Source organism: Streptomyces sp. BoleA5 (assembly GCF_000373665.1).
In the GTDB taxonomy this organism is placed as follows: Bacteria; Actinomycetota; Actinomycetes; order Streptomycetales; family Streptomycetaceae; genus Actinacidiphila.
Genome location: NZ_KB892099.1, coordinates 44,024 through 69,904 on the forward strand (window position 1 = coordinate 44,024; position 25,881 = coordinate 69,904).

Annotated in this window: 28 protein-coding genes; 26 read left to right on the forward strand and 2 right to left on the reverse strand. The window is 70.5% G+C overall.

The window, feature by feature from the left end; genetic code table 11:
• Nucleotides 1-114: 114 nt before the first annotated feature.
• Nucleotides 115-843: a hypothetical protein gene (locus B085_RS49270; protein WP_158689722.1), complete on the reverse strand. Its 729-nt coding sequence runs from the start codon at nt 841-843 to the stop codon at nt 115-117.
• A gap of 582 nt (nt 844-1,425) precedes the next feature.
• On the opposite strand from B085_RS49270, the gene B085_RS0114370 reads away from it, so the two are divergent.
• From B085_RS0114370 to B085_RS0114425, 12 genes are all read left to right on the forward strand, one after another.
• On the forward strand, nt 1,426-3,735 hold the full coding sequence (locus B085_RS0114370; protein WP_018559260.1) for a hypothetical protein: 2,310 nt from the start codon (nt 1,426-1,428) through the stop codon (nt 3,733-3,735).
• A gap of 64 nt (nt 3,736-3,799) precedes the next feature.
• Nucleotides 3,800-3,979 (forward strand): hypothetical protein, encoded by a 180-nt coding sequence (locus tag B085_RS0114375; RefSeq protein ID WP_018559261.1) that lies wholly within the window; start codon nt 3,800-3,802, stop codon nt 3,977-3,979.
• The gene (locus tag B085_RS0114380) at nt 3,979-4,665 is read left to right on the forward strand and encodes a hypothetical protein (protein ID WP_158689723.1); all 687 of its coding nucleotides are present in this window, start codon (nt 3,979-3,981) and stop codon (nt 4,663-4,665) included. Before B085_RS0114375 ends, B085_RS0114380 begins: the two co-directional genes overlap by 1 nt.
• Nucleotides 4,666-5,316 (forward strand): hypothetical protein, encoded by a 651-nt coding sequence (locus B085_RS45610; RefSeq protein ID WP_158689724.1) that lies wholly within the window; start codon nt 4,666-4,668, stop codon nt 5,314-5,316.
• A 125-nt stretch (nt 5,317-5,441) separates the two neighbouring features.
• Nucleotides 5,442-5,915: a hypothetical protein gene (locus B085_RS0114390; protein ID WP_018559264.1), complete on the forward strand. Its 474-nt coding sequence runs from the start codon at nt 5,442-5,444 to the stop codon at nt 5,913-5,915.
• Between the two features lie 7 nt (nt 5,916-5,922).
• A complete protein-coding gene (locus B085_RS0114395) occupies nt 5,923-6,240 on the forward strand; it encodes a hypothetical protein (protein WP_158689725.1) in 318 nt (105 codons plus the stop codon).
• A gap of 227 nt (nt 6,241-6,467) precedes the next feature.
• Entirely contained in the window at nt 6,468-7,052 is a 585-nt protein-coding gene (locus B085_RS0114400; RefSeq protein ID WP_018559266.1) for a hypothetical protein, read from the forward strand.
• Nucleotides 7,052-7,756, forward strand: a complete 705-nt coding sequence (locus B085_RS0114405; protein WP_018559267.1) for a hypothetical protein — start codon at nt 7,052-7,054, stop codon at nt 7,754-7,756. Before B085_RS0114400 ends, B085_RS0114405 begins: the two co-directional genes overlap by 1 nt.
• Nucleotides 7,756-8,571 carry a hypothetical protein gene (locus B085_RS0114410; protein ID WP_018559268.1) on the forward strand — a complete coding sequence of 272 codons (816 nt, stop codon included), beginning with the start codon at nt 7,756-7,758 and terminating at the stop codon, nt 8,569-8,571. The genes B085_RS0114405 and B085_RS0114410 overlap by 1 nt, the downstream gene beginning before the upstream one ends.
• Nucleotides 8,562-9,155, forward strand: coding sequence for a hypothetical protein (locus tag B085_RS0114415; protein ID WP_018559269.1), 594 nt, complete (start codon nt 8,562-8,564; stop codon nt 9,153-9,155). Before B085_RS0114410 ends, B085_RS0114415 begins: the two co-directional genes overlap by 10 nt.
• Nucleotides 9,152-9,334 (forward strand): hypothetical protein, encoded by a 183-nt coding sequence (locus tag B085_RS0114420; protein WP_018559270.1) that lies wholly within the window; start codon nt 9,152-9,154, stop codon nt 9,332-9,334. Before B085_RS0114415 ends, B085_RS0114420 begins: the two co-directional genes overlap by 4 nt.
• Nucleotides 9,324-9,701 (forward strand): hypothetical protein, encoded by a 378-nt coding sequence (locus B085_RS0114425; RefSeq protein ID WP_026251031.1) that lies wholly within the window; start codon nt 9,324-9,326, stop codon nt 9,699-9,701. Before B085_RS0114420 ends, B085_RS0114425 begins: the two co-directional genes overlap by 11 nt.
• On the opposite strand, the gene B085_RS0114430 is transcribed toward B085_RS0114425, so the two are convergent.
• Nucleotides 9,702-9,956, reverse strand: coding sequence for a hypothetical protein (locus B085_RS0114430; RefSeq protein ID WP_018559272.1), 255 nt, complete (start codon nt 9,954-9,956; stop codon nt 9,702-9,704). It lies immediately after the preceding gene.
• Nucleotides 9,957-10,887: 931 nt separating this feature from the next.
• Between B085_RS0114430 and B085_RS0114440 the strand changes: the two genes are divergently transcribed.
• The 14 genes from B085_RS0114440 (at nt 10,888) to B085_RS51430 (ending at nt 25,709) form a co-directional block, all read left to right on the forward strand.
• Nucleotides 10,888-11,418, forward strand: coding sequence for a hypothetical protein (locus tag B085_RS0114440; RefSeq protein WP_018559274.1), 531 nt, complete (start codon nt 10,888-10,890; stop codon nt 11,416-11,418).
• Complete coding sequence (locus B085_RS0114445) at nt 11,415-11,675, forward strand: hypothetical protein (RefSeq protein WP_018559275.1); 261 nt, start codon at nt 11,415-11,417, stop codon at nt 11,673-11,675. The genes B085_RS0114440 and B085_RS0114445 overlap by 4 nt, the downstream gene beginning before the upstream one ends.
• Before the next feature lie 87 nt (nt 11,676-11,762).
• The gene (locus B085_RS42370; protein WP_020573042.1) at nt 11,763-16,379 is read left to right on the forward strand and encodes a hypothetical protein; all 4,617 of its coding nucleotides are present in this window, start codon (nt 11,763-11,765) and stop codon (nt 16,377-16,379) included.
• Nucleotides 16,379-17,704, forward strand: a complete 1,326-nt coding sequence (locus B085_RS0114455; RefSeq protein ID WP_018559276.1) for a hypothetical protein — start codon at nt 16,379-16,381, stop codon at nt 17,702-17,704. Before B085_RS42370 ends, B085_RS0114455 begins: the two co-directional genes overlap by 1 nt.
• Before the next feature lie 29 nt (nt 17,705-17,733).
• Entirely contained in the window at nt 17,734-18,768 is a 1,035-nt protein-coding gene (locus tag B085_RS0114460; RefSeq protein WP_018559277.1) for a hypothetical protein, read from the forward strand.
• Nucleotides 18,768-19,202, forward strand: coding sequence for a hypothetical protein (locus tag B085_RS0114465; protein WP_158689726.1), 435 nt, complete (start codon nt 18,768-18,770; stop codon nt 19,200-19,202). Before B085_RS0114460 ends, B085_RS0114465 begins: the two co-directional genes overlap by 1 nt.
• Nucleotides 19,203-19,270: 68 nt before the next feature.
• Entirely contained in the window at nt 19,271-19,990 is a 720-nt protein-coding gene (locus B085_RS0114470; RefSeq protein ID WP_018559279.1) for a hypothetical protein, read from the forward strand.
• A gap of 258 nt (nt 19,991-20,248) precedes the next feature.
• Complete coding sequence (locus B085_RS0114475; protein WP_018559280.1) at nt 20,249-21,028, forward strand: hypothetical protein; 780 nt, start codon at nt 20,249-20,251, stop codon at nt 21,026-21,028.
• 2,049 nt (nt 21,029-23,077) lie between these two features.
• Nucleotides 23,078-23,437: a hypothetical protein gene (locus B085_RS0114485; RefSeq protein ID WP_018559282.1), complete on the forward strand. Its 360-nt coding sequence runs from the start codon at nt 23,078-23,080 to the stop codon at nt 23,435-23,437.
• Nucleotides 23,438-23,504: 67 nt separating this feature from the next.
• Nucleotides 23,505-24,029, forward strand: coding sequence for a hypothetical protein (locus B085_RS0114490; protein ID WP_026251032.1), 525 nt, complete (start codon nt 23,505-23,507; stop codon nt 24,027-24,029).
• Between the two features lie 90 nt (nt 24,030-24,119).
• Nucleotides 24,120-24,977, forward strand: a complete 858-nt coding sequence (locus B085_RS50025) for a LysM peptidoglycan-binding domain-containing protein (RefSeq protein WP_018559284.1) — start codon at nt 24,120-24,122, stop codon at nt 24,975-24,977.
• Nucleotides 24,978-24,991: 14 nt separating this feature from the next.
• A complete protein-coding gene (locus B085_RS0114500; protein ID WP_018559285.1) occupies nt 24,992-25,225 on the forward strand; it encodes a hypothetical protein in 234 nt (77 codons plus the stop codon).
• Nucleotides 25,222-25,581 carry a hypothetical protein gene (locus tag B085_RS0114505; RefSeq protein ID WP_018559286.1) on the forward strand — a complete coding sequence of 120 codons (360 nt, stop codon included), beginning with the start codon at nt 25,222-25,224 and terminating at the stop codon, nt 25,579-25,581. Before B085_RS0114500 ends, B085_RS0114505 begins: the two co-directional genes overlap by 4 nt.
• Complete coding sequence (locus B085_RS51430) at nt 25,578-25,709, forward strand: hypothetical protein (protein ID WP_018559287.1); 132 nt, start codon at nt 25,578-25,580, stop codon at nt 25,707-25,709. The genes B085_RS0114505 and B085_RS51430 overlap by 4 nt, the downstream gene beginning before the upstream one ends.
• The last annotated feature ends 172 nt before the right edge of the window (nt 25,710-25,881 follow it).

Sequence of the window (25,881 nt, forward strand, 5' to 3'; positions counted from 1 at the left end):
TGCAACGTCGGCCTACTCGATGACCAGAAGTCGATCACTCGGGAAGGTACGCCCTCCGCGTCCAACCCAAGGCCCGTCCACAGGTCATGAGCATTGCTCCCCAGTACGCGCGGGCTACCAGAGAGGTACTTGCTCCGCTCGCGGTCGCGGGATGGCGAGACGGTCGTCGACGAAGGCCAAGACAGCCGCGAGGGTGTGCCCTTGGAAGTACTCCCGGCCGACAATGGGAACTTCCCCAGCATCCCGCAAGACGGCAAGGAGATCGCGCTCCAGGTCCGGAGCCACAGTGTCGGGCAGCCCGGTGTGGAGGCGGATCACTTCCCGGTATCCCACGCGTGCGTGATTGGACAGGCGCGGCCGGGGATCACCCGATGTGATGCCGAACTTCACAGCGTCCGCTGCTGGATTGCGCACGACATAGAACGCGTCCCAGGTTTTGCCCGCACACAGACGGCACGCGCCATGTCCTTGGAGAACACCGTTCGGGCGTGGAGCGCATGCGTGACCGCTATCGCAGACCATGTCGACGGGCGTGACCGCGTTGACGTAGCGGCCGATGACGGTCCAGCCACGTTGGCCACTCAGTGTCCGGAAGCGCAGTTCGGCCTCATCCGAATTCAACCCGGCGCAGATGGAGCAGATGCCGCGACCGACAAGCACCTTGTTCGGAGTGGGCATGCATGCGTGGCCTGCCGCACATGTCATTTCGATCGGCGTGCGGTTGTTGACGTACGTCCCGGCGATCGTCCAGCCGTGCCGGGCGGCGATCTGGCGGAACCTGGCCTCAGTAGTTGCAGGGTCCCGGTCAGCGCAAATGCGGCAGATGCCCTGACCTGCCAGCACGCCGTTAGGGCGAGGACGGCACGGGTGCCCCTCGGTGCAAATCATGCTGATCGGCGTATGCCGCCCCCGGTAGTCCCCGGTGATGGTCCATCCGCGCTCCGCTGCGATTGCGCGAACGCGGGCCTCTGCGGCCTCTGGAGACCGCCCCGCGCAGACTCGACAGCCACTGCCCTGCATCACCTGGGAAGGTCGCGGGACCCACTGATGCCCTTTGTCGCAGCTCAGTGGAATGGGAGTCCGATTGTTCACGTATGGGGCGTGGACGGTCCAGCCCCTCCGCGTGACTACCTCGCGGAACTCCGCCTCGGCACGGATGGACTTCGCCTGCCGCTTGGGCGCGCGGGCAGGCGGTGCCGTAGTCTCGGGCACAGCCGGTCTCCTTGCTCTGATCAAGGTTTTCGGTCAGAGGGCCGCCGGTGTTACCGCACCTGCGGCCTTCGTCGTGTTCAACGCAGTAGCGGACGGTGTGGTTCCCGTCTCGGACGGTAGCCTTATCGGTGATGCCGCTGGTTCTGGGCCGGGCTCCTTGTCATCAGTGACCGAGGAGTTCTCCCTGTGAGTGGATGCTGCGGGCAGGGGCCCGTGATCGTCTCTGGAGCCGCCGCCACGCCCCGGCTGGACGCAGAGGCCACACTCCTCTGCGATGTACTGGCGGACGGCACGGCGGCTGGGGTCGCGCTGGTTGAGGCCCTGTACGACGCGACGAGCGGCGCCCGCGTGGGCACGCGCATCGTGGACCCGGTCACCGGCGCCACCTACACCCCCCAAGGCACCCTGGGCCCGTGCTCGCCGGACGGCTGCAACGCCACGACCTCCGTCCTGGTCCTGTGCGACGTAGCAGCGGATGGCACCGCCACCCAGTTCGTACGGGCCACCACGTACGACTGTGCGGGCGCGCTCCTCGCCACCCTTGACCGCGACCTGGCCGGCGCCGCCTACACAGTTACCGGCACTGTGGGCGTCTGCCCGACCTCCCCAGACTGCGAGTCGCCGACCACCCCTGTGACCTCGGTCGGCCTGTGCCTGGCGGACGGCACGCCCATCGCCGTGACCGTGGTCCGCGACTGCGACGGAGTGGTCACCAGCGAAGGCTGGATCAACCTCGCCACCGGGGCGTGGTCGGCGGGCGCGGTCCCGGCCGGCACCGTCGCATGCGGGGAGTCCCGCTCGATTCAAGTGAGCGGAACCTTCTGCGACCTGGACACCAACGGCGACGTGGTGGGCCTGGTCCTGGTCGAGTACACCTACGGCGAGGACGGGGCGATCGCCTCCGTCCGCCTGGTCGACGCCGTCACCGGCGGCACCTACACCCCGACCGGCACTGTCACCGTCTGCCCGGCCGGCGTGGCACAGCCCGAGCGTGATCTCCTCCAGCTCTGCGACACCGCCACCGACGGCACCGTGACCGCGTTCGTGCGGGACTACGCCCGCGACGAGAACGGCGCCATCGTCGGTCACAGCGACTACGCCCTCGACGGCACGCCCTACACCCCGGCCGGGACTGTCGGCTCCTGCTCTCTGGAGCCGTGCCGCGACTCCCAGACCGTCATGGTGTGCGACGTCCCGGCGGACTCCACGACGACGATCACGCCCACGATCACGGACGCCTCCGGCGCCGATGCCGGGCTCGGCCGGTTCCCGGACCTCCCCGGCCCGTATACGCCGCTGTGGACGGGCGGCTCGATGGTGTGGCCGGCCGACCCGGGCCCGGCCCCGGCGCAGATCCATCCGGTCGCCACCGGCCTGATCGCCGCCGACCTGGCGGGGTGTGATGGCGCGTCCGGCACCCTCAGCGTCTCTGTACGCGTCACGCAGGACGGGCCCGGCACCGGGCAGGCGTGGGACGGCGCGCTCCAGCTCATCAAGGGGACGACGGTCCTCGACTCGCAGGACGCGCTTCATGACGCGCCTGCGGGGTGGTCCGGCACCCTGAGCGTGAGCGCCCCCGTTACGGCCGCCGACGTCGCCGCCGGGGACCTCTACGTAGCCCTCATCCTGGAGACCTTCCACCTGTCCTCGAAGCAGTGGACGGCCGACCAGTTCACCATGTCCCTGGAGCTGGAGGGCTGCGAGGCCACCACCTCGACGCAGTTCCTCCGGACGCTGGTGACGGACTGCGCGACCGGTGAGGTCGTCGCCACCACGGACACCACCATGGACGGGCAGCCCTACACCGTCACCGGCGAGGTCGCCCAGTGCACGGCCACCCCCGACAGCAGCACCCCGGACTGCCAGAGCTGCGCCCCGGTCGTCCTGTGCGACACGGACGACACCGGCGCCACCGTGCCGTTCCTGCGCACCGTCTGCCGGGACTGCAACGGCCTCGTCGTCAGCAGCACGGACACCGAGCTCGACGGGACCACCCCGTACGCCGTGGCCGGCACGGTCGCCAACTGCGCGGGCGGCTCGGCGGACACCTGCGCGAAGCAGATCATCGAACGATGCGGCTGCTCGGATGAGGATGGAGACGGCATCGGTGACGTCATGTACACCGAGCTGTGGGCCATCGACCCGTGCGGCACCGACGCCCCCGTGCTCCTCGGCACCTACGAGGACGGCGACCCGGCCAAGCCTTACACGCCGACCGCCCCGGTGGAGTGCACCGTCGACGAGGACGCCGGACCGACGCCGCTGAGCACAGGCGTACGGGCCGTGACGGGCACCGCGGCGCAGGACCTCGTCGCGGGCTTCCCCGGCCTGCAGAGCATCTCCCTGACCGTCCTCGCGGGCGCGGTGAACGTGACCATGACGGATGGCAGCGCCGTGCCGATCCCGGCCGGAATCACGATGACGTGGTCCGTCGCCAAGGACGAGGACAGCGCCCTCGCGGCGGCCTCCTTCGCCGGCGCCTCGGCCGCCGCCTCCTACCTCCTGAACTACACCTTCCGCTGACCGCCCCGGGGGCTGCCGCCCACGCCCCGGGCGGCGGCCCCTCCAGCCGTGAGGAGACACCCCGATGAGCGACGAGACACCGAACCCCCGCTACTTCACCAAGGAGGGGGAGAGCGTCCAGGTGGTCTACAACCTGCGGGACGCTACCCCGTACTTCGATCTCGGATATGAGGAGGTGGACGAGGCCGCTTACCTGGCGAGCCTGCCCGCCCCTGCCAACGTCTCTACTGTGGAGGGTGACTGATGGCTGGTAAGTGCTGCGGCGGTGGAACCATGGTGGTCCGCTCCGCCTCCTCGTCGGCCGCCCTGGACCCGGCCGCGTGCAACACACTCACGCAGTCGGCGGCCGGCCTCCTCGTGCCGTCCGTCGCCGTCCAGGGCATCGCCCCCGGCGGCGCCGTCTCCACGGAGCGGTCCGTGGACGTGGACGTGACCGCCCCGGCGGCCGGCGGCTGCCCGGCCGTCTGGCAGGTCGGGGCGCGGCTCACGCCCGCGCTCGGGGAGTCGCTCCTCCCGGCCATCGTGGACCTGGCCCCCATCGCCAACGACACCTGGATCAACACGGGCCTGACGGTCGCACTCCCGGAGGCCGGCGTCTACGAGGTCACCGCGACCGTGCGGTCCTCGATCGCCCGTGGGGCGTCGACCGCGCCGTTCGCCGTCAACATCAGCGCCCGCCTGTTCAACCTCACCGGCGGCAACGCCATCCCGAGCACGGACTACACCGTGCAGCAGGTCAACGAGGCATCCCCGAGCAGCGGCCAGACCACGCAGGTGGCGCTGTCCACCTTCCACAAGTTCGTGACGGTGACCGGGCCGACGACCATCGGTCTCCAGGCCAACCGGAACACGATCAACGGCACGGCCGTGAACGTCACCGCCATCCAGACCGGAAATACCCGCCTCGGTTTCAAGAAGGTGGCGGACTAAGTGAGCGGCACCAATGCTGGGCTGCGCGCTGGCGCGGTGGCGCTCGACCCCGCCGGTTGTAATGCCCTCCAGCAGACGGCGGATGGGCTCCTCGTGCCGCACGCCGAGGTCACCGGGATCGCTCCCGGTGGCGCGGTGTCGGCGACCCGCTCGGTCGACGTCGACGTGCAGGGACCGGCCGCCAGCGCCTGCCCGGAGACCTGGACGGTCGGCGCGCGTCTCACCCCCGTCAGCGGTGAAGTGTTCGGAGCAGACACGGATCTCCAAGCCGCTGCAGCCGGAACATGGGTGGCGACCGGTACCCAGGTTGTGCTGCCCGAGGCCGGGACGTACGCCCTGTCCGCAGACCTCTATTCGCATGTCGCGGCGACCACGCCATGGGCGGTGGCGATCAACGCCCGGCTGTTCAATGTTGCCGCGGGGGCACTCGTGCCCGGCACCAACCGGCGGATCCAGTTCGGCAACATCAACGACCCCGGCGGTGGCACGGTGATGTCCCTCCAGACCGCCGGCAGCCTCAGCGCCTTCCTCACCGTCACCGGGCCGACGACGATCCGCGTGGACGGGAACCGGCAGCACGTCGGATTCAACGACTCCAGCCAGGCCATCCTCGGAGGACCACGCCTCGGCTTCGTAAAGGTGAGCGACTGATGGCCGAACGGGGGGTTGGCGTGCGGCCTCCGGGACCACCACGCAGAGGGCTGTATGGGCCCAGCGTCGCCCGCATCGCCAGGCTCTTCCCCCTGTAATGCCCCACTGCCCCAAGGAGGCCACCCATGTCCGGTACCACCGGAAGCGTCGGCGCCGCCGGTGTCGATGCTGAGTTCGTCGTCCTTTGTGACGACGACGGGGCGGGCGTGATTACCCCGTTCGTGCGGCGCTTCTCCACGACCCCGGCCGGAGCCGTCACCACCGTGGACACCGAGCTGGACGGCACCACGCCGTACACCGCGGCGGGCACGATCGGCCTGTGTGGGAAAGTCCCGCCGGTCGACGTCGTCCCGCACGGCGTGGAGAACACGGACTGGTCCCTGGCCACCAACCCGGGAACGCAGTCGGTGACCCTCCTCGTCTTCACCGGCACCGTGGCGGTCACCACCGCCGAGGGCGCGCTGACCGTCCCGGCGGGCACGGCCCTGTCGTGGTCGGTAGACGGCGACGAGGTCGACGGTCGGCTGGCCGGGACGCTCAGCATCGACGGCACGGCTCCGGCCGCGTCGTGGCAGGTGCTGTGGACCACGCAGGCCTGAGCAGCCGGTGAGCACCAGCGGAGCGGTCAAGCCGTCATCGGGGCGGCGGGTGTACGCGGCCACGGGCGTCAGCGGCGCGGCGGGCACGGTCACGTTCAACTTCGTGCCGCCGTTCGCCGCGCCGCCCGTGGTCTCGCACGCGACGCAGACCGCGGTGGCCGACCTGACCGAGTGCCGGATCACGGCCCTGTCGGCGGCGGCGGTGACGTTCGCGGTGCGCCGCTCGCCGGCGGTGACGCTCCTCGGCATCGCCATCCTCCAGGTGCCGCAGGCCGCGCCTGGGGTGACGGTGCACTGTACGGCGGTCGAGGCTGGTCCGATCTGACCTGACGGAGCGTGAGAGCCCAGGCTTGCGGCGCTGTCACCTGGCTATGCTGGTGGCAGCGCCGCTGGTTCTGGGCCGGGCCGCACCAACACGTGTTGGAGGGCCTGATGACCTGCCCCCTGATCAGCAACCTGGACGTGGTCCGCGTTACGCGCCTCGACCAGTGTGGTCGACCCGTCTGTGGCGATGACAACGGATTCGTGTTCGACTGCCTCGCGAGTATTGCCATGAATCCGTCAATTGAGGACGGAGAGGACGTCACGTACAAGGCCGCTAATGGCCGCCAGTGCGGGTTCAAGAAGGGCTGCCCGTCGCTGCAGAACTACGACCTGGAGATCAACTTCTTCTCGGTGTCGCCCGAGTTCCTGGAGATCACCACCGGCAACCCGGTCGTGTTCGGCTGGGACGGCAAGCCGATCGGCTACGACGACTGCTCCATCAAGTGCGACACCGGCTTCGCCCTGGAGTTCTGGACCGAGGTCCTGGGCGACGACGTGTGCGCCGCCGACGGCGCCGGCGAAGGCCAGTGGATCTACTTCCTGCTGCCGTGGGTGACCAACGGCATCCTCGGCGACCTGGAGATCGGATCCGAGGCCGTCACGCTCCAGCTGCAGGGCGCAAGCCGCGCCGGAGGCGGCTGGGGCACCGGCCCGTACGACGTCATGCCGATCGATGCCGCGAACACCGCGGGTCCGATGCTCACGCCGGTCGGACCGTCCTGCCACCGCCGGTCGTTCCTCACGTCGATCGCTCCGCCGGAGCCGATCTGCGAGTACACGCCGGTCACGGGCGGCCTCTGCCTGGCTTCCTGATGGGACCGCTCGACCTGGTCGTGCCCGTGCGTGAGGGCCCCGTCAACGAGCAGCTGCGGTACGCGCTGCGCTCGTGGGCGGCGCACCTCCCGCACGGGCGCGTGTGGATCATCGGCTACCTGCCTGCGTGGGTGGCCGGTGTCCGGCACGTCCCCACCGAGCAGGCCGGGCGGACCAAGTACGTCAACACCACCAGCGCGGTGCGGGCGGCATGCGAGCATCCGGAGGTCAGCGACCCGATCCTGCTGTGCAATGACGACTTCTTCACGATGCGGCCCATCGAGGAGATGCCGGTGCTGCACCGCGGGCCCGTGCGCGAGGTAGAGGCGTACTACGCGAGTCGTGGCAACGGCTCGTACCTGCGCGGGCTTCGGGAGACCCGGGATCTCCTCGTCCAGCTCGGGCACGCCGACCCGCTGTCGTACGAGCTGCACGTCCCGCTCGAGGTCGGCAAGGCGGCGATGCTGGCGGCCCTTGACGCGGGCCGCCACCTCGACGTGATCCACAAGCGGACGATGTACGGCAACCTGGCCGGCCTCGGCGGGGAGCGCATCGACGACGTGAAGGTGCTGCACCGCATGCCCCGCTTCGACAAGGGCGCGGCGTTCCTGTCGACGATGCCGGACTCCTTCACCAACGGCGCCGTCGGCCACCACATCCGGCGCGCCTTCCCGCAGGCCTGCACGTACGAGAGGAGGCGCTGATGCCGCTGCAGATCGGGCCGTGTGAGCCCTGGCCGGTCGACCTGTGCTGTGAGGTGCCGGAGGGCGACGACGGCCCTGCCATCGTCGAGAAGTGGCAGCGCGTCGCCTCGCAGATCCTGTGGGCGCTGTCCGGGCGCAGGATCGGCCCGTGCCCCGTCACCGTGCGGCCGTGCCGCCGGTCCTGCATGGACGCCAGCCCGATCAGTTTCCAGGCCGGGGCGTACGGTACCGGCGGCTGGATCCCGTACATCGGCGTCGACGGGGCGTGGCGGAACGCGTCGCTCGCGTGCGGCTGCGCCTCCGACTGCTCCTGCGGCGAGCTGTGCGATGTCTACCTGCCCGGGCCGGTCTACGACGTGGTCGAGGTCGACATCGACGGCGACGTCCTGGTCCCGGAGGCGTACCGCGTCGATGCGCCCGGCCGGCTGGTCCGTACCGACGGTGAGTGCTGGCCGGACTGCCAGGACATGGCCGCCCCGCCAGGTACGCCAGGGACGTTCACCGTGACGTACCGGTGGGGCCTGCCAGTCGACGACGCCGCCGAGGCCGCGGTGTCCGAGCTGACGTGCCACCTGATGAAGGGTTGCGGCGGCGCCGGGTCGTGCGGCTGCAAGGCGAACCCGCGCGCGACCCGTCTGGTGCGGCAGGGCTTCGAGATGGAGATGCCCGACCCGACGCTGCTCTACAGCGAGGGCCGCACCGGGCTGCCCCTCGTCGACCTGTGGCTGAGCGTCGTCAACCCGTACCGCATGACCAGCCCGAGCCGGGTCTACAGCCCCGACTTCAAGCGCCCGCGGGTGACGACGTGGCCCTGACCGCCTTCTCCATCCACGACCTCGCCGAGTCCGTCCTCGCCTGCGTGTGCGCCGCCCTGGAGACCACCGCGGCCGAGGTTGACGGGCAGCCCGGCTGCCCCGACTGCGGGGCGTGCCTCGTCCCCGGCTCGCCGGCGTGGGACCGCTGCGACGACCCGTGCTCTCAGTCGACGACCGGCGGCCAGTTGTCGGTCAACGTCGCCCGGATCTATCCGTCGACCGAGTTCCCGGCGGAGGATCGGCAGGTGCGCGGCCTGCGCGGCTGCGTCCCACCGCCGGTGACCGCCGTGGAGCTGGTCATCACGCTGCTGCGGTGCGCGCCCGTGCCCTCCGAGAACGGGTGCCCGCCCACCTGTGACGAGCTGAGCGACGCGGCGCGCATCCTCCACGTCGACCAGGTGACGCTCTACAACGCCATGCTGTGCTGCCTCCCCGGCACAGACCCGAACCGGCGCCGCGGCCGGAAGTTCGTCCTGGGCGCGCAGCGCGTCGTCGGCCCCGAAGGCGGCTGCGTCGGCATCGAGCAGCGGGTCACCGTGGCCCTGCCCGGCTGCTCGCCCTGCCCCGGAGGCGACACGTCGTGAAGTCCGACGCGCTGATCGCCGAGCTGCAGCGCCTCCAGGACGAGCACGGCGTCCTGGAGGTCCGCGTCTACGACTACGCCGAGATCGAGCCGGACGCCGTCACGGCCGGAGGTCGAGAGGGACCGGCAGGGCGAGACGTACGTCCTGCTGCGGCCGTAAGGAGCCCCTGTGAGCGTTGAGATGTACCTGGACCAGGGCCGGCTGAGCCGGTTCCTGCGGCTGCGTGGCGGGCGCGTGGAGCGCAAGCTGCGCGAGCGCACCGCCCGCGTCGCCCGCTACGCCGAAGAGGGCGCACCGGGCCGCATGGGCGCGTACGTGTCGTGGAAGATCACCGAGGGCCCCAAGGGTCTCCAGGGCGTCATCGTCTGCGACCACCCGGCAGTGCACTACGTCCTCAACGGCACCCGGCCCCACATCATCCGGCCGCGCCGCGCGAAGGTGCTGCGGTTCGAGATCGGCGGCCGCGAGGTCTTCGCCGCGTACGTGCGTCACCCGGGCACGAAGCCCAACGACTTCATGCTGCGGGCCCTCGAGCGCGGACGCTGATCAGAAAAGGGGCAGGGCGTCCTCGTCGTCGACGTGCCCGGACTCGTCGGCGCCGAGCTCCAGCTGTAGGTCGCCGTCGGCGGGCAGGTCCACGACGGCGCGGGAGCCCGAGCAGGACACCAGGACGCCGGCGAAGTCCTCCCGCATGCCGGGCTCGTCGTGCCGCCGCAGGCGGCCCCGGCCGAGACGACCCGCCACGGGCCCGGCCGCGATCGGCCGGCCACAGGTCGGGCAGGAGATGCGAGGCAGCTTCATGCCACCAGTGTCGACCTGACGACCGACACCAGGCGGGCTGCCAGCCGAACCGGCTGCCTGAGAAGGGCCTGACCTGCACGAACATGCTGGAAGCATTGTGGGAGACGGACAATGGTCAGCGCTGTACGGCAGATAGTTACTGCGGATCTATGTTGCGATCGCTGCCGCACGATGTATCTGGATCTAAGTTCCGGCGCCGGAGCATAGTTACAGGAAGGCTCGGACCCGAGGTTAAGGACTCCGCTAATTATCGGGTTAGCGTTGTCCGTAGGTTAGAAACGTAACTATAGTTGGGTTAGCGCATCAGGGGTTGCACTATCGCGGTGCGTCAACCTTGATGTAGAGGTGGACGCCGACCCGTCGGTCGACGCCCACACTCACCACACGGTCGCCGAGTCAGTGGGGGCTGGTCTTCTCGATCACATCCAGTGCTAGCTGGATGAGGTCGATCGCTAGGAAGACCCAGATCCCCCACCTCGGCGATTGGCCATCGGGCATGTTTCACCTCCTCTTTCGTCACGTGCGCGGAAGAGGGGGTGTTTGCCAGCGAAGGCACACCGTTGAAGGACAAGCCTATGGGCGCCTGGGCAGTTGAAATGACGATTCTCGGGACTTTTCTTCTGTGGCAGCAGCAACTCGGTTGCCAACCGCGTGAATTCGCAGGTCAGGGAAGCCATCCGGTGAAGTCGACGGCGAGACGTGTTGTGCGCGACCAGCCCAACCCAAAGGCGCATGCCGGGCATCTCGTGCTTATCGGTCGTTAACGCCGGACTCTCACGGTAGTGGCGGGTGATCTCCGCGCTGCATCCGTCCCCGAGTTGATCACTCCGGGATCACGCTGAAGCGCTCGCCGGCGAGGCGTACGACTACCCTTCCCCATACGCCGCTGGTTCTGGGCCGGGCGAAGCGCGGGAGACCAAGGACTACGCCCGTGAAGAAGACGTTCTCGTTGCATACGGAGCCGCACATCGCCGATGTGGGCGGCCGGGAGTTGCAGTTCCTGCCCGAGGTGATGGGCGATCAGTTCATGGACGCTTACAGCGGGCTCATCGAGGCGCAGCGGACGGCCAGCGGCATCGACCTCGAAGACCTCTCGACCGTCGACGCGAACCAGCTGCGAGGCGCGGCCCGGGCGATGCGGACGTTCCTGGCGGAGCTGATGCTGCCGGAGTCCGCCGAGCTGTTCACCCGCGTGCACGTGGTCAAGGACGGCCAGGTGCTGATGCAGTTGCCGAACCGGGAGGCCGCTCAGGAGTACGCGGACCAGGTGGAGGGCGGTCCTGCGCAGGTCGTGGACGCGTTCCCGCTGCCGGACCGCATCCTGGTCCAGCTGCTGGAGTGGGTCGTCGAGCTGTACGGAGGGGGCGCCGGAGAGCGCCCTACTGGACCGTCCTCAGGCTCTGCGACAGCATCGCGGAGGGCTGGGAGGCGTGGGATGGGAGTGCCCTCCTCCAGGGCGTGAACATCCGGACGTTCACGCTGCGCCAGATGCTCGCCGCAGCGGAGGCCACCATGGACCAGGCGGCCAACGATGACGCGGAGCGGGCCCGGAACAGGGCCCAGCTGTACGCCCCGCCGAAGGGTCAGCGACGCCGCCGCACTCGGGACGGCGAGCGCGACCGGCCGACGGGCGACGGCATGAAGATGCGTGACGCGCAGCAGCTCATGGCACAGCTGGCCGCCCAAGACGCCCACCTTGCCGGGGGGCGCAGCGGCTAGTCTGGGATCACCGGCGGGCCTCTGGGGCGCCGCCGATGCCGCTGGTTCTGGGCCGGGCAACCTCTCCACACCTCGTGAGGTTGCCCGGTGCCCGGCGATGAGATCGACTACGGCAGCGCGACCATCCGGATCGAGCTGGATGACGTCGAGGCTGTCAGCGACGCCCGCGATCTGGGTCTGCGGATCCGGCGGGCCTTGGACCGGGCGACGCGCGACACCGGCGACCTGATCCGCCGCAACATCGAGCGCGGCATGCGCGCCGCCGCCGTCGCGGTCACCGTCGAGCCCGACCTGCGCCGCTTCGAGTCGGCGCTCCTCACCGGCCTGCGGGGCCTGGGCAGCATCAGCATCCCCGTGGAGCCGGACCTGACCGGCTTCACCGAGCGCCTGCGCGCCCACCTCGCAGGGGAGGAGCTGCGCGTCCAGGTCGTGCCGGACCTGGCCCGCTTCGACTCGGGCCTCCTCACCGGCCTGAGGTCGCTGGACTCCATCAACGTGCCGGTGACGCCGGACCTGACCGGGTTCGTCGAGCGGATCCGGGCGCTCCTCGCCGGCGAGGAGTTCGCCGTCCGGGTCGTGCCGGACATGGACGGCTTCGATGACCGGATCCGGGCGCACAACCCGCCGGACGTGACGGTCGACGTGAATGCCGACGTCGACAGCAACCGGTTCACGCGGGCCCTGTCCGGCCTCGGCAGGATCGCAGGCCGTGTCGGCTCGGGCCTGACCAGCCTGCTGCAGTTCGGCGCGGTCGGGATCGCCGCGGCGGGCGCCGCGCAGGGCGTGATCGGCCTGACGGCCGCGCTCGCCCCCGCGGCCGGGATCATCGCTGCGCTGCCCGCCGCCGTCGCGGGGTTCCAGGCCGCGCTGGGCACGCTGCGCCTGGCCGTCGTCGGTGTCGGTGACGCCCTCGGTGCCGCGTTCGCCGGCGACGCCGCGAAGTTCCAGGAGGCCCTGGAGAAGCTGTCGCCGTCCGCGCAGAAAGCCGTCCTCGCGGTCAAAGAGTTCGCGCCGGAGCTGAAGAAGGTCCAGCAGTCCGTCCAAGAGGCGTTCTTCTCCCAGTTCGCCGGCGAGATCTCCGGCGCGGTCAAGAACCTGCTGCCGATGCAGAGCGGGCTGCGGGCCATCGCGTTGGGGTTCGGGCAGGCCGCGCAGGAGGGGTTGAAGTTCCTGCAGACGCGGCAGGCCCTCGCGTCCGTGATGGGTGTCCTCGCCGGGACGTCCGACGCCGTGGAGGGTTTGTCTGCCGCTGTAGGCCCGCTGGCGCAGGGCCTCCTCAGTGTGGCGTCGTCTGTGTCGCAAGCGTTCGGGGCGCGGCTGGGCACGGCGCTGGGCGGCCTCGGCCAGCAGCTCGGGGACTTCCTGACCCGCATCGCGAACAACGGGCAGGCGGTCGCCTGGGTTGAGGGTGCGCTGACGGTCTTCAAGCAGCTCGGCTCGATCATCTCGAACGTTGGCCAGATCCTCAGCGGCGTCTTCCAGGCCGCGAACGCCTCCGGCGGCGGGCTGCTGAACAACCTCAAGCAGATCACCGCCTCGTTCGCCGAGTTCGTCAACTCCGCGCAGGGCCAGGAGGCGATCGGGAACATCTTCTCAACGCTGGCCACGGTCGCCGCCCAGCTCGGCCCGATCCTGTCTGCCGTCGTGACGCAAGTCGGCGCCATCGCGCCCGCGCTGGCGCCGATCTTCACCGCGCTCGGCCCCGCCATCGTCAACCTCGTCAACGCGCTCGGCCCCGCGCTGGCCGCGATCGCGCCCGCGCTCGCTACCGTCGGCCAGGCCCTCGCGCAGGGGCTCGGCGCGCTCGGCCCGTCCTTAGCGCCGCTCGGCGAGGCCATCGGCCGCGCAGTCACCGCGCTGGCCCCGCTGCTGCCCCTGGTCGGCGAGGTCGCCGGCGCCGTGGCGCAGATCCTCGCCCCCGCGCTGGACATCCTGACGTCGGTCCTGTCCCCGATCATCGACGCGCTCGTGGCGGCGCTCCTGCCGATCCTGCCGCAGATCGCCACCGCGTTCACGACCCTCGGCGCCGCCCTGGGGCCGGTCGCGGACGTCCTCGGCAAGAGCCTCGGCGACGCCCTGACCCGCCTGCTGCCGCCGATCCTGGAGCTGATCCCGCAGATCCAGGGGAAAATGGTCCCGGCGTGGATCGCGCTGGCGGAGGCGGTCACTCCGCTGATCCCGGAGCTGGTCAACCTCGTCGTGCTGGCCATCGAGCCGCTGCTGCCGATGCTGCCTCAGCTCGTCGACATGATCGCCGACCTGTCCGCGAACTTCGTGCTGGCGCTGGCCGCGGTCGTGCCGATCCTGCCGCCGCTGGTCCGGCTGTTCACGACCGTCTCGCAGTTCATCGCGTCGAAGACGACTTTCCCCCTGCTGCAAGGACTGGTCGACGTCCTCGGGCTCCTCGTCGGCGCAGTGACGACGGCCCAGACGGCGGCGCGGAACTTCTTCACCGGCACCATCCAGTTCTTCGTCGACCTGGGCTCGGGCATCCTCGACGCGCTGACCAGCCTGCCCGAGCGGATCGCGACGTTCTTCACCGGCCTGTGGACCACGGTCAGCACGGCCGTGGTGACCGGCTTCAACGCCGTGGTGACGTTCTTCGCCCAGCTACCCGGGTTGATCCTGTCGGCACTGGCCGCACTGCCAGGCCTCCTGATCTCCTTCTTCGTCAACGCCATCGCTGGGCTCGGCATCGCGATCCTCACCGGCATCGCCGCCGTGATCTTCGTGTTCACCGAGCTGCCCGGCATGATCGTCAGCGCGCTGGCGTCGCTCGGCTCGACGCTGCTGACGTTCTTCACCACCGCGTTCACCACGGTCGTAGCGGCGGTGACCAGCTTCATCAGCCAGGTCGTGGCGTTCTTTGCCGCCCTACCAGGGCAGATCGCCTCGTTCCTGGCTTCGCTGCCCGGGCGCGTCGTCAGCTTCTTCCGGTCGGCCGGCTCGTCCGCGCTCTCCACGGCACGCAGCTACGGCACGCAGGTGATCAACTTCTTCCGGGAGTTGCCCGGCCGGATCGCCTCCGGCCTGTCGTCGCTGGGCTCGAAGCTCGCCGAGAAGCTGCAGAGCGCGGGCTCGGCGGCGTTGCGCGGCGCGCAGCAACTGATCTCGACCATCGCGAACGCCTTCACCAAGCTGCCCGGTCTGATCCTCGGGAAGATCGGCGACATCGGCAGCCAGATCCGCCAGAAGATCGCGGGCGGCCTCCCGGCGAGCGTGCGCGGCCTCATCCCCGGCTTGGCGAACGGCGGCATCGTCACCGGCCCGACGTTCGCCATGCTGGGCGAGGGCAGCCGGCCCGAGGTCGTCATCCCCCTAACCAAGCCGAAGCGTGCGCGGGAACTCGCAGCGAAGTCCGGCCTGCTGAACCTGCTGGCCGGGCCGGCGCAGGCCGCCACGCTCGCGGCGAGCAGCGTGCCCGCGGTGCGCGGCGGCGGCTCCGTGAAGGACTTTGAGAACGTCGGGCGGCAGATCGGGGCGGGCCTCGTCGCGGGCCTGCGCGCCTCCCTCGGCGACGTGGACCAGACGACCCAGGACCTCGTCGGCATCGCCATCACCACGGCGGAGAAGGTTCTCGAGATCGCTAGCCCTTCGAAGGTGTTCGCCCGGATCGGGAAGGACACCGGCCGAGGCTTCATCGTCGGACTGACCGGCACCGCCGACCAGATCAAGGCGACCACGGACAAGCTGATCAAGTCCATCACGGACGCCTTCAAGGGCAAGGCGACCAAGGTCGACGACCGGCTCGTGACGCTGCTGCAGAGCGGCAACAAGAAGCTGACGAGCCTGGCAGCGCAGCGCGACGCGCTCGTGAAGAAGATCGCCGACGCCCAGAAGTTCGCCGCCGACACCACGGCGTCGGTACTCCAGGCGTTCTCTCTGCAGAGCCTCACCCAGGGCGGCGGGAAGCTGACGGCGGACAGCATCGTCGCGGGCCTGGACGGGGCCCTGTCGAAGGTGCGCAGTTTCACGTCGCAGATCAACGCCCTCGCGCGGCGCGGGCTCCGCAAGGATCTGCTGCAGCAGATCATCGGGCTCGGCCCTGAGCAGGGCGCTGAGCTCGCGCGGGTCCTCAGCACCACGGACAAGGCGACGTTCAAGCGGATCAACTCGATGCAGGCGCAGCTCGTCAGCGCCTCCAACGTCCTCGGCCGCACCGGCGCCGACGTCCTGTTCGACGCGGGCAAGAACGCGGGCGCCGGGTTCCTCGCCGGGTTGCAGGGGCAGCGTAAGGCGATCGAGAAGCTGATGGTGGACATCGCCAAGTCCATGCAGAAGGCCATCCGTACGGCGCTGAGGATCAAGAGCCCGTCGGTGGTTTTCCGGAAGATCGGCGAGATGACCGGCCTCGGTCTGCGGCTCGGTCTGGTCGGTCAGATCGCCGCGCTGCAGAAGGCGTCGACGTCGGCGGCCCGCGCTGTGGTCGATGCGGTCGGCGGGCAGTTCGATGCGCTGCCCGGCCGGGTCGGGTCGCCGCTTGACGGGCTGGGCACCGGCAACGTCATCCCGCTGACCCGGGCGCAGAAGCGCCGCCAGGTCGCCACTGAGATCAGCGCCGCCGAGCTGGCCCGGGGCCGCGCCGCCGTCGACAAGGCCGGGACGGTCTTCAACAACACGTTCAACATCACCGAGGTCGGAGACGCAGGCGCGACCGCGCAGCGCGTCCTGAACCGCCTCACGTACGCGGCAGGGGTGAGCTGATGACGGCCGACTGGTACATGGCGTACGGCGGGGTGGAGGTCGCCAACCATGCCCGCCTCGGGGCGTATCTGCAGACGGTCGGGTCGCCGCTGACGTCCGCCGGCGCCTGCGGCTGCCCCACCGTCGGCGCGGAGCAGCTCGGCGACCTGCCATACACGACCCCGGACGACGCCGACAGCCCCGCCCCCTGGTACGACCCGGACGTGCCGGAGAGCACGGACTTCGCCGGGATCATGGTTCTCGAGATGGCGGGCATCGACGACTTCCCGGTCCGCCGGAACGTCACCGGCGGGATCATCGGCGGCGGCTCCATCGGGCCGGCCCGGGCGCTGCCCCGCACCATCACCGTGACGGCGCTCGTCCTCGGCTCCACCTGCTGCGGCGTCGAGTACGGCCTGCACTGGCTCGGGGAGGTACTGCAGGGCTGCACAGGCAGCGCCTGCGACGGGGACTGCCTGACGCTGTACTCCTGCTGCCCCGGCGAGGACCTGACGCCGGAGCAGTTCAATGCCGAGCACCGGAGGACCCTACGCCGGGTCGCCCTCGTTGACGGCCCGAACGTGGTGGCCCGCAGCGGCACCGGCTGTGCCACCGGCGACTGCCAGTCCGGCGCGGACATCATCACCGTGGAGTTCGTGCTGACGGCCGCCATGCCGTGGCTGTGGACGGACACCACGCCGGTGCTGGAGGTGGCACCGCCCGGCGACGACTCCACGGACTGCATCGACTGGTGCGTGCACCCACCAAACGGACCCGGTTGCGACGGGCCGTGCCGGTTCGCGCCCTGCCCCGACCCGACCGCGGCCTGCGCCGACCCGCGTTGCGCGCCGCCTCCTCCACCGACACCGACCCTGCCCAGCGAGACGTGCTACTGCCTGCCCGTGGCTGTCGAGCGCGAGTGCTACGACCTCGACCTGACCGACCGGCCCGCCTGGTCCACGGACGCCCCCATGATCACGGTGCGGGCGGGCAGTGGCGATCTACGCAATTTGACCCTCGAAATTTTCGAGCGGGCCGCCGGCGACGAAGCCCTGACGCCCGGCGAGGTCGCCGACCTGTACCGCTGCACGCCGTTCTCGGCCTTCCACGTGACGTACGTGCCTGCCGGTGGCGCCTTGACGCTGGACGGGCAGGTAGGGCGGGCCACCGTCGAGTGCGGCGGGGTCTGCGAGTCGTCGCCGGACGTCTACGGCCGGGAAGGGCTGCCGCCGACCTGGCGGACGCTCGGCTGCGCCTCCTACGTGCTCTGCCTGACCTCGGACGTGAGCAACCCGCCGTCGCCGTCGGCGATGGTGTCTGTCGGCGTCTCGGGACGGGGGCGGTAATGGCCGTTGCCGGATGCGGGAGTCACTCGGTGCGCGTGGTCGACCGGGGCGGTGGTGTTGTCGCCACCGGCTCCGTCCTCACCGAGGTGGAATGGAGCCGCGTGCTCGATGACGTCTCCACGGCCCGGGCGGTGATCAACCCGGATGGCGACTGCTGCGGCCCGCTCGGCGCCGTCCGCGCGTGGAGGCACCGCCTGGTGGTCTACCGGGACGACCGGTACGTGTGGGACGGTCCGATCACCAACGTGGACTGGGGGATCGGCAGCGTTGAGCTGTTCGCAGAGGACGTCACGGCTTGGCTCGGGAACCGGGTGCCGCACCAGAACCTGACGTACAAGAACGCCGACCTGACGACCATCGCAGCCGAGTTGATCGCGGACGGGTTCTTCCCGGACGACCCGGGTCACGACGTCCGGATCATGGCCCCGGCCGAGGTCACCGGCTCCCGCACGTACACGCGGAACGTGGGCCAGGTCCTCGACCACCTGAAAGACCTCGCTGAGGCCGGGCTCGACTTCACCGCGATCGGCTCGACGATCCTGCTGCTCCCCGAGACGTGGCGCGAGCGCGTCGGCCGGCTCTCCGATGCCGACTTCCCCGAGGGCCTGTCGGTGGCGGAGGACGGCAAGGGCTTGGCGACCCGCGTGATCGTCGCCGGGCAACAGCAGACCGCTTCGGACGGCACCGTGACGGACCAGGTGATCGGCGAGGCCGGGGGGATCGACCCGTACTACGGGCTGCACGAGCGGTACGTGGAGCAGACCAGCATCACGGACACCGCGTCGGCGACGTCGGCGGCGCAGGCCCTCGTGCGGTCGAGCCGGACTGTGCCGGTCTTCATCGACACCCAGGAGGTGACGATCAGCCCGGACAGCGCCGTCGACGTCGCCGACCTCGTGCCGGGCTGGTGCCTGGACGTCACCAGCGCCGCGACGTGCCGGACCGTCGCCCAGCGCCTCAAGATCGTCGGCGTCAAGGTCACCGAGACCGGCGGCAGCGACACCGACCCGGGCGGGGAGAGCGTGCAGGTCCAGGTGGCGGCAAGCGGAGCGGAGGCGGCCTGATGGCGATGCGAGGAACACCGGCCCGGCGGGCCGCAGTCGTGGGGGGCCCGCTCGTCGGCGTGCTGCGTGAGGTCGACCGGCGCTCCCGGTCGACGACCCGGGTCCGGGGCCCCGTCGCGCAGCCCGTGGAGGGCCGTGAGGGTCCGCCCGGCCCGCAGGGTCCGCCCGGGCCGCCGGCCACGCGGACCGCGGCCGCCGTCGTCGAGACAGGCGCCGACGGGTCCGTGCGGTGGGACTTTGCCGAGGCGTTCGCCGCGCCGCCCGTGGTCGGGGCGCTGCTGGTGACGCCCGGCGGGGGCCAGCTGCTGACCGCGACGCTGGAGGAGGTGACGGCCGCGTACGCCGTCGTCCGGGTGTGGCGGCACAAGGGCGGCCGGTCCTACGCGGCGGACCCGGGCCAGGCTGTGCACCTGACCGCGACGGCGGCGAGCTGACGCGGGCTACCCTGCTGGGGCAGTCGCTGGTTCTGGGCCGGACTCACTTGATCACTCAGGGGTGAGCCATGGCCAGCGTTTGTGCGTGCGGGGACTACTTCATCGTCAACGACGAGGGCGAACTCTGCCTCATCCCTGGCCAGCAGGGCCTGCGCCAGGTCCTCGTCTTCACCGACCCGGGCACCTTCCAGTTCACGAAGGCGTCGTACCCGTGGCTGGCCCGGATCAACGTCAAGGTGCAGGCCGCAGGCGGCGGGTCTGCGGGCGCCAACGCTGCGGCCAACCAGTGCATCGTCCGGCCCGGCGGTGCGGGTGGCGGCTACTCCGAGTCCCTGATCCCCGTTGGTGCGCTCGGGGCGTCGGAGTCGATCGTCGTCGGAGCCGGCGGCCCGGCCGGCGCGAGCAACGCGCCCGGCGGCGCGGGCGGCTCCTCGTCCTTCGGTGGCCTCGTCATCGCGCTCGGCGGCGACGGCGGCACCGCCGCTCAGGGTTCGGGGACCGTCCCTGACGCGGTGTCGGGCGTTGCCGGGCCGTTCGCCGGAACCGGCCAGCAGGTGTCCGGCGGTGGCGCGGGAGGGGGCGGCATTCGCCTGTCCGGAGTCAACGGCCTGTCCGGCGCGGGAGGCGACAGCCGCATGGGGCACGGCGGGTTCCCGCGCGCCTCCGACGGAGTGGGCACCGCGCCCCGCGGCTACGGCGGAGGAGCCGGAGGCGCCCTGTCGTACGGAGGCTCGCAGGCTGGAGCCGATGGCGGTAAGGGCTGCGTGATCATCGAGTTGTACGGCTGACGTCCGGACAAGGCCCGGACACCCGTGCCCGGTGATGTCCGGACGATGTCCGCGCAGGTCACAGGCGTGCAGTCCTGACGGGGCGGGCATGTCCGGGCGGGGCGGCCGGACGTGTCCGGATCATGTCCGGACAGCGTCGTTAGACTCGACGGGCCGCTGGTTCTGGGCCGGGCGCGACCCCCTACGAGGGAGGCCCCTATGGCTCGCTGTGGATGCGGCGGAGGGGCGTGCAATTGCACGCTGGCCCCCGGCCCTGGCGTGACGATCGAGGGCAGCGGTAGCCCTGCCAACCCCTACGTCATCACCGCGGACGGCGGCACCGACTGCGCCGCGGTGCGCGCGTGCCTGTCGGCCGGCAACGGCATCACGTACAACGCGGCGACCGGCGTCATCGGCGCCCTGATCTCGCCCGCCGCCGGTAACAATCTCCAGGTCGGGCCGCAGGGCTTGTACGTGCCGACCGGGGCGTCCACGATCACCACCGGCTGCGGCCTCACCGGCAACGGGTCCGGCGCTAGCCCGGCCCGCGTCAACTCGGTCGCATGGCCGTACGCGTGTCCGGCCGAGACCGCGGGCGGCGTGGTGTCCTGCGACGTCAACGGCAACTTGCGGTCCGAGCCGCGAGCTCAGTTGTCGTTCGTGTCCTTCACCGAGTCCCGCGACTACGCGAACCTCACGGTGCCCGCCGGTACGGACGTCGTCGCCGACACCTTCACGACGAACTTCACCAACCCCGACACGTGCCGCCCGGCCATGCTCCTCATCGAGCGCGAGTGCGATGTCGACTTCAACCTCCCGGCCGGGGCGGGCGCCGCGTATGGCCAGGACACCGACGAGGTGTACTACGTCCGGAACTCCGGATCGTCGGCCATCACGGACGCCCACAGCCAGACCGCGAAGGTCTATATGCACACCGCCAGCGTCGCCCCGGGCGCGTCGGTGGCCGTGAGCTTTCCCGTAACGCTGGGGCGCGGTAGTTCGGGAGCGACTTACAACAGGATCCAGGTCTTCATCCGCGGCCTGATGATCAGCCGCTGATCGCAGGGGAGCGCTGGCTAGACTCGTATTGCCGCTGGTTCTGGGCCGGGCAAGGAACTCCCTGGGAGGGATCCCTTGTCCAGCTGCGGATGCGGCCCCCGCCGGTGCGCGTGCACCGTCACCGCGGGCCCTGGCGTCACTGTCGACGGCAACGGCTCGCCCGGCGCCCCGTACGTCATCTCCGCCGGCGCCTCGACGACCGTCGTGCAGGCCGCCGACTCGCCCTCGGTCGATGTGACCGTGTCCGGCACGGGCACGGCCGGAGACCCGTACCTCGTGGGCGCCGCGGTGGTCGCCGACCCTGCCCCGCCTGGTGGCGGGGCGAACCTGCTGCACGTCGGCCCCGACGGGGTGTTCGTGGAGTGCGCCGACGTGCGCGGCTGCATCAGCGCCGAGGGCGGNGCGGCGTACGACCCGGCGACCGGCATCATCACCGCCGACCTGTCCGGCGACGCCGGGAACACCCTAGTCCTCGGCACCGACGGGGGCCTCCTCGTACCGCCCGGGGACGCCACGATCGTTGAGGCCGCCGACTCCTCAACGGTCGACGTCACGGTGTCCGGCACTGGCACCCTGGCCTTCCCGTACCAGGTGTCTGCCGAGGTGATCGTCGACCCGGCGCCGCCCGGCGGCGGGACGAACCTGCTCCACACCGGCCCGGATGGGGTGTACGTCGAGTGCGCCGACGTGCGCGGGTGCATCTCCGGTGAGGACGGCGTCGCGTACGACCCGGCGACCGGCATCATCACCGCCGACCTGTCCGCCGACGCGGGCAACTCGCTGACGCTGGGGGGCGACGGTGGCCTGTTCGTGCCGGGCTCGGCCGGCACCGTGGTCCAGGCCGCCGACTCGCCGAGCGTGGAGGTCACGGTCTCGGGCACGGGTACGTCCGGTGACCCGTACCTCGTGGGCGCCGCGGTGGTCGCCGACCCAGCCCCGCCTGGTGGCGGGGCGAACCTGCTGCACGTCGGCCCCGACGGGGTGTTCGTGGAGTGCGCCGACGTGCGCGGCTGCATCAGCGCCGAGGGCGGCGCGGCGTACGACCCGGCGACCGGCGTCATCACCGCCGACCTCTCCACCCAGGCGGGGAACGCCATCACGCTCGGCCCCGACGGGGGCCTGTACGCCCCGACGGGGGGCGGAGGCGGCGGCACGATCGTCCAGGCCGCCGACTCCCCGAGCGTCGACGTCACCGTGTCCGGAACCGGCACGGCGGGCGACCCGTACCAGGTCAGTGCGGCCGTCGTCCCGGATCCCGCGCCGCCTGGTGGCGGGTCGAACCTGCTGCACGTCGGCGCCGACGGGGTCTACGTGGAGTGCGCCGACGTGCGCGGCTGCATCAGCGCAGAGGGCGGCGCGGCGTACGACCCGGCGACTGGCATCATCACCGCCGACCTGTCCACCGACGCTGGGAATCAACTGGCCCTCGGCGGCGACGGTGGCCTGTTCGTTCCTCCGGCCGCCGCGCCCGCCGTCCAGACCGCGTGCGGGATCACCGGTGACGGTTCGGCCGGCGCCCCGCTCACTGCGGCCACGGCCGCGTGGCCGTACCCGTGCGACGTGGATGCCCTCGGTGGCGTCATCTCCTGTGGCACGGATGGTGTGCTGCGCGGTGAGCCCCGCACGCAGGTGTCGTTCTTCAACTTCACCGAAAGCCGGACCTACGCCGACCTGACAGTCCCCGCCGGATTCGACAACGTCGTGGATACGTTCAGCACCACGTTCACGAACCCGGATACCTGCCGCCCGGCAATGCTGCTCGTGGAACGCGAATTGGACGTCGACTTCAACCTCCCGGCCGGGGCGGGCGCTGCGTACGGGCAGGACACCGACGAGGTGTACTACACGCGGAATGCCGGGTCGTCGACAATCAACGATTCCCACGTGCAGACGACGAAGCTGTACCTGCACACGACGAACGTCCCGCCGGGGGGAACGGCGACCGTCAATTTCCCTGTGACCCTGGGCCGGGGATCGGGCGGCGCCACCTACAACCGAATTCAGGTGTTTCTTCGCGGCCTGATGATCAGCCACTGAACGGAGAATTCCATGACGTTCCCCATCCCCACCGACGAGCCGGAGACCGAGCCCGTCACCTACTGGGCACTGTACGAGGACGGTTCGGCCGGCCTCATCAAGACCACGACCGGCGAGGAACCCGTCCTGACCAAGCCGGGCCAGCTGGTCACGGAAGAGGAGTACACCGCCAAGTTCGAGGAGCTGCGCGCCGCACACGAGGCGCATGTCGCGCAGCTCCAGGCCGAGGACGAGCAGCGGACCCGCGAGGACTACGACGCGCTGATCGGGGCCGGTGTGCCGGAGGCGACCGCGCGCCGCATGTCCGGCTACCAGGGCGAGGCCGTCGTGGAGGCCGTTGCCCCGGCGAAGGCGGCGAGGGCAAAGAAGTAGCGCGCGGCTACACTTCGGGGGCCGCTGGTTGTGGGCCGGGCCAAGGACTCTCCGATGGAGGATTCTCTTGGCCACGCGTGGAACTGTCGCCCCCGGCGTGCAGGTGTGTTCCCTCAAGGTCGACGTACCGCAGCTGATCGCCCCCGGGACCACGTACAAGATTGTGCGGTTCCCTTTCGGGTCGGCTGAGCCGTCGGACCGTTTCGGAATGCACCAGGCGGTGCAGCCCGACGGGTATGTCGTCACCAACTACGCCACGGATGACCGCAGTGGCCTCATCTGGCCGTCAAAAGCCGGGTGGGGCCATCTGTATGCGCTGATCCAGTGGGAAGCCGCGAGCGCGACCGGTGGATATACCGAGTTGCGTGACCAGTTCGTTCGTGACCCGCTCAGCCTCGGCTCGCCAACACCGAATGACACCACGGCGACCGACCACCGGGCACCGAGCATCGGGCAGAACTTCTTCAGCAAAGGCCATGGGATCTTCGTGAACCCGGATACGCCGGTTGCTCTCCGCGTCACGCACAACGACGCCCAGCCGCGTCTGCTGAATATCGCCGAGTTCAAGCTCGTCATCCACGAAGCCGCCTGACGCGGAGGAGTTGTCATGGATTTCGTACCTCGTGAAGCCTGGGGGGCACCCGCATCCTCGCCGGCTGCGTATGTGGCGAAGACCCGCGGCGTGAAGGTGCATTACCTGGGCTCGCCGTACGCGAGCCGGGCGCACAGCTTGTGCGACGACATGGTGCGCAGCATCCGTGCTGAGCACCTGGCCAACACGAAGGAGGGGTACGTCGACATCGCGTACACGGCCCTCGTGTGCGAACACGGCAGCGTCTTCGAGGGCCGGGGCACGCACCGGCGGACCGGCGCCAACGGCAGCCAGGCGCTGAACGAGCAGGACTATGCGGTGTGCGCGCTGCTCGGCAGCAAGGGCATGACCGTGCCGACGGACGCCATGCTGAACGGGCTGGTGGATGCGATCGAGTGGCTGCGGCGCAGCGGCGACGCCGGCCTGTGGGTCGGCGGGCACCGGGACGGGTACGCCACCGCGTGCCCGGGTGACCAGCTGTATGCGTGGGTGGAGCAGGGAGCGAAGCGTCCGGCCGGGGTCAAGACACCGCCGACCCCGCCGGGGATCTACGTGGTGCGGGCGCAGGACACGATCTCGGCCATCGCCCGTCGCCTGGACGTGCCGTGGCAGGAGCTGGCGGCCGTCAACGGGATCGCGCCGCCGTACACGATCTACCCGGATCAGCAGCTTCACGTGCCGGGCAAGCCGGTTCTCGAGATCCCGCCGTTCCCCGGTACGGGCGCGTTCGTCATCGGCCGCAGGCATCCCGCGGTCGTCGACCTGGACGGCTGCTTGATCGGGAAGGGCTTCACCCGGAACAACGACGGCGACGGCTACCAGCCCGGTGACCTGTTCACCGAGTGGACGAGGCGGAACGTCGCCGACTTCCAGCGGGCGACAGCCGAGCTGCGCAGCGACCCGGAGGGCTACCCGGGCCCGCTGACCTGGAAGCTCCTCCACTCCTGAAAGGCCCCTGACCCATGCCCCGTCACGCCCGCATCGAGCCGAAGGTCAAGGCCGCGACGTCGGCCGCGTACCTCGCGTCGACCGGCCTGCTCGGCGTCCTGGCCGCCGTCCAGGACGACGCCCGCCTCCTCGACCCGCTGCCCGACAGCCTCACCCCGTTCGTCCTGGCGATCGTGCCGACGCTGATCACGTTCGCGGCCGGGTGGAAGGCCAGGCACACGCCGAGGATCGGGAGCGCGGGCCGGTGAGCATGAACGCGACCAGTGGCGGACTCGTCGACGCGATCCTCTGGTGGGGCGCACTGGCCGCCGCCACGGCCGCCATCTGCACGGTGGTGTGGAAGGTGGTCCGCTGGGCCGTCCTCCTCGGCCGCAAGGTGAACTTCTTCATCGACGACTTCTACGGCGAAGCGGCCCGCCCCGGCGTCCCTGCCCGGCCGGGCTTGCTGGAGCGGGTCAGCGGCGTGGAGGAGACGCTTGCTGGCGTTGTGCACGAGCTGCACCCCAACGACGGCGGGAGCCTCCGTGACGCTGTCGACCAGGCGAACCGTCGCCTGCGGCAGATGTGCCCGGACTGCGACCAGGAAGAAGGGGGTGAGCAATGAGCAGCAACGCCACCCTGACGCTCGTCGTCCTCGGCATCGTCACCGGCCTGACCGTCGTCGGCGTCGTCGGCATACGGGCCGTCGTCGAGATCGTCCGCGTCCGCGCGGGCGCCCCCAAGAGCGGCTGACCGGCAGCCGATCCCCGCCGCCGAGACGCCCGCTCCTCCTTCTCCGGGGCGGGCGTTCTGGCGTTCTTCATCGTATGGGAGTGGATGGCTGGCACCTCACCGAAGACGTCGACGACTTCCTCGCGCGGGCCCGGGACTTCCTGCACTCGCGCGCCCCGCCCTCCACACGTTG

Excerpts from the sequence above, each read along its gene's own strand:
- B085_RS0114390 (WP_018559264.1), top strand. The coding sequence starts at position 5,442 with ATGTCCGGTACCACCGGAAGCGTCGGCGCCGCCGGTGTCGATGCTGAG.
- B085_RS0114465 (WP_158689726.1), top strand. The coding sequence starts at position 18,768 with ATGGCGATGCGAGGAACACCGGCCCGGCGGGCCGCAGTCGTGGGGGGC.
- B085_RS0114470 (WP_018559279.1), top strand. The coding sequence starts at position 19,271 with ATGGCCAGCGTTTGTGCGTGCGGGGACTACTTCATCGTCAACGACGAG.
- B085_RS0114380 (WP_158689723.1), top strand. The coding sequence starts at position 3,979 with ATGGCTGGTAAGTGCTGCGGCGGTGGAACCATGGTGGTCCGCTCCGCC.
- B085_RS51430 (WP_018559287.1), top strand. The coding sequence starts at position 25,578 with ATGAGCAGCAACGCCACCCTGACGCTCGTCGTCCTCGGCATCGTCACC.
- B085_RS0114430 (WP_018559272.1), bottom strand. The coding sequence starts at position 9,956 with ATGAAGCTGCCTCGCATCTCCTGCCCGACCTGTGGCCGGCCGATCGCG.
- B085_RS0114500 (WP_018559285.1), top strand. The coding sequence starts at position 24,992 with ATGCCCCGTCACGCCCGCATCGAGCCGAAGGTCAAGGCCGCGACGTCG.
- B085_RS0114455 (WP_018559276.1), top strand. The coding sequence starts at position 16,379 with ATGACGGCCGACTGGTACATGGCGTACGGCGGGGTGGAGGTCGCCAAC.
- B085_RS0114400 (WP_018559266.1), top strand. The coding sequence starts at position 6,468 with ATGAATCCGTCAATTGAGGACGGAGAGGACGTCACGTACAAGGCCGCT.
- B085_RS0114410 (WP_018559268.1), top strand. The coding sequence starts at position 7,756 with ATGCCGCTGCAGATCGGGCCGTGTGAGCCCTGGCCGGTCGACCTGTGC.
- B085_RS0114405 (WP_018559267.1), top strand. The coding sequence starts at position 7,052 with ATGGGACCGCTCGACCTGGTCGTGCCCGTGCGTGAGGGCCCCGTCAAC.
- B085_RS0114485 (WP_018559282.1), top strand. The coding sequence starts at position 23,078 with ATGACGTTCCCCATCCCCACCGACGAGCCGGAGACCGAGCCCGTCACC.
- B085_RS0114375 (WP_018559261.1), top strand. The coding sequence starts at position 3,800 with ATGAGCGACGAGACACCGAACCCCCGCTACTTCACCAAGGAGGGGGAG.